Here is a 1,975-nt window from a genome sequence, read left to right on the forward strand (position 1 = left end):
CCGCGCTGTCCCACGCGGGTGACTGGTCGCAGCTTCTCGCGGCGTACCGCTGGCTCGACGCCGCCCGGGGGTCGGATCGGTACCTCCGACAGATCGACGCCCCCGGGGTGGACACCAAGTTCGTCGAGGGCCACCGGCCGGTGCTCGCCGAGCTGCTCGGGGTGTCCCGGCAGGCGGGCGGGTTCCTCACCGACCTCGGGCTGCGCGGCAAACCCGAGTACGTGCGGCTGCGGCCGTCCCGATCCGCGGCGCCCGTGCCGGTGTCCGAGCTGTCGGTCCGCGCCGACGAGCTCGACGACCTCGAGTGGGCGGTCTCGGACGCCGTGGTGGTGGAGAACGAGATCACCTACCTCACGCTCCCCGTCCCCGTCGGCGGTGTCCTGATCTGGGGGAAGGGGTTCGACGTCGCCCGGCTCGGCCGGTGGGGGGCGCTCGGCGGGGCGGAGGTGCACTACTGGGGGGACCTCGACACGCACGGGTTCGCGATCCTCCACCGGCTGCGGGTGCACCTGCCGCATGTCCGGTCCTTTCTCATGGACGCCGAGACCCTGACCGCGCACCGCGAGCGGTGGGGCCGGGAGACCACCCCCACCAGCGCGACGCTGGACCGGCTCACGCCGCGGGAGGCCGCCGTCTACGACGACCTGGTCTCCGACCGCCTGGGTGAGCGGGTCAGGCTGGAGCAGGAACGGATCGACTGGGCGTGGGCGATGGACCGACTGCCCTACGGGGTCGACGGAGGCTGAGCGGGCAGACTAGGGGGACCAGGGTGCCCGCGCCGCCCGCTGCCCGGACTCGACCGCGCCGTCCATGTACCCGGCCCACCGGGTGGCGGTCTCCGTGCCCGCCCAGTGCAGGGGGCCCACGGGGCGGCGGAGGTGGGGGCCGAAGCGGGTCAGCGTCCCCGGGGTGGCGAACGCGCCGTAGCACCCGCGGCTGTACTCCTCCTCGGCCCAGTCGCGCTCGATGAACCCGATCGGCTCACGCGCGCGGGGGCCGAAGTAGCCGGCCAGGTCCTCCAGGACCAGCGCCCGGCGATCGGCGGCGGTCATCCGCGCGCCGCGGTCCGCGTGGCGGCCCTCGAGGAATCCGACCAGCACCCCGGGCCCGCCGTCGTGCGGGGTGTTGTCGAAGACCGTGCCGAGCGGGCGGGAGTCGCTGTTGGCCTGGCCGCTCCAGCCGTCGGTGCGCCAGAACGGCTCCGCGTAGACCACGTTGACCTTGATCACCCGGCCCATGGGCATCCGCTGGACCAGCTGATCGCGGTCGCCGGGCAGCCCGGGGGAGTAGCGGATCCTCGACGCCAGGGGCGGCGGCACCGCGATCACCACGCGTCGGGCGCTCACGGTCCCGCGGTCGGAGCGCACGCGGGCCCCCGCGTCGCCCCACTCGATCCCGGTGACCGGGCTGTCCAGCACGACCCTGTCGCCGAGCTCGCGCGCCATCTGCAGGGCGATCACCTGCGCCCCGCCCACCACCCGGTCCTGCTGCGCCCCGCCGGCGGTGTCGATCAGGGCGTCGACCCCGCCGGCGGAGCCGATGTAGAACCCGGCCCACAGCGCGGAGAGGTCCTCCGGTCCGGCGGAGAAGACGGCCTCGGTGACCAGGCGGAAGAAGGCCCGGCCGCGGCGGGTCCGCGCCGTGCGCGCGAGCCAGGTGTCGAAGGTCTGGCGGTCGAGCCGGCCGGCGCCGACCGCGGTCCACGGCTCGCCGAGCGGGATGGCCGCGGCCATGCGGTCGAGCCGCCACTGGGTCTGGCCGATGTCGGCCAGCGTGACGGGATCGAGCCGCGGGATCCGGCCGGTGTACTCCGACCTGGCACCGCCGAGCTCGGCGATGTGCCGGCCCGCGACATGGGTGGGGTAAGTCCGCAGGCCCAGCTCGCGGATCAGCGCGAGGACGCGGTGCTGGGTGGGGCCGACCCACTGTCCGCCGATCTCGATCGGGGTGCCGCCGGGCAGCTCGGCGTTGAGCA

2 protein-coding genes are annotated in these 1,975 nt (G+C 74.9%); one reads left to right on the plus strand and one right to left on the minus strand.

Annotation, left to right across the window (positions count from 1 at the left end):
• Positions 1-746: Wadjet anti-phage system protein JetD domain-containing protein (locus B4M60_RS04390; protein ID WP_291080642.1), on the plus strand; the 746-nt coding region annotated here is incomplete at its 5' end.
• Between the two features lie 9 nt (positions 747-755).
• Here B4M60_RS04390 and B4M60_RS04395 read toward each other — a convergent pair.
• The coding region (locus tag B4M60_RS04395; RefSeq protein WP_291080644.1) for a flavin monoamine oxidase family protein at positions 756-1,975 on the minus strand (1,220 nt) is incomplete at its 5' end.

This window comes from Dietzia sp. UBA5065 (genome assembly GCA_002415925.1).
In the GTDB taxonomy this organism is placed as follows: Bacteria; Actinomycetota; Actinomycetes; order Mycobacteriales; family Mycobacteriaceae; genus Dietzia.